Source organism: Vibrio sp. 378 (assembly GCF_033339435.1).
Genome location: NZ_JAWOUO010000554.1, coordinates 1 through 699, shown reverse-complemented (window position 1 = coordinate 699; position 699 = coordinate 1). Strand labels below are relative to the sequence as shown.

Annotated in this window: 1 pseudogene; it reads right to left on the bottom strand. The window is 49.2% G+C overall.

Going from position 1 to position 699, the window contains the following annotated elements:
• A pseudogene (locus R7Q48_RS27495) lies at positions 1-699 on the bottom strand (lactate dehydrogenase); the annotation flags it as partial.

Sequence of the window (699 nt, the reverse complement as noted above, 5' to 3'; positions counted from 1 at the left end):
TGACTGGAGATCGCCCAGCGATCGCGCCACCAACTCATGTAGGCAATATCCACTTTGCCAAACGGAGCGGTCATGTCCCAGCCAGCGTCTTCTTCTACATACATCAGATCGACGTTTTTCTCTTGAATACGAGACAAACAAACGCTCAACGCTGCAGAGCGGAGCAGGGGATCTTGTGGCATGTAAATCGAAACCCGCTTGTTAGGGCAACACATATCAAGTACATGCAAATAGTGCGCGTACGAGGTGTAAGGAGGACGAACTAACGCACCTTTCGATGGGTAATGAAATACCGATAAGTTACCGAGCGGATCTTCGACGTTACCACGAGCCAAAATCGTTTGGTATTTTTGGTCAATACGCTCTCTAAGGTGATTAGAAGGTTCCGCTGGTGGCTCACTTGCTTCCGCTGTGTACTCTTGAGAGACAAAACGAGAAACTTCGTCGTACGGGTTGTGATCCAGCGTCGCGATAGGTTCTTCATCCGAAGAGTAGTTCACGTGTTGGCAAAGAATGTAGCCCGAGTGCGCTTCACCAGACACAATCCAGTACACTCCATTATTGCTGTGTGGCTGCAAGGCAATGTAGCTGGAAGCCAACTCGTAGTGACTGGCGTGATTAACCCAACGAGCATCAATGGTCGCGAGCTTACGACGACAACGACTGGCGATGTGGTCAACGTGATCATAAAACGTTTTT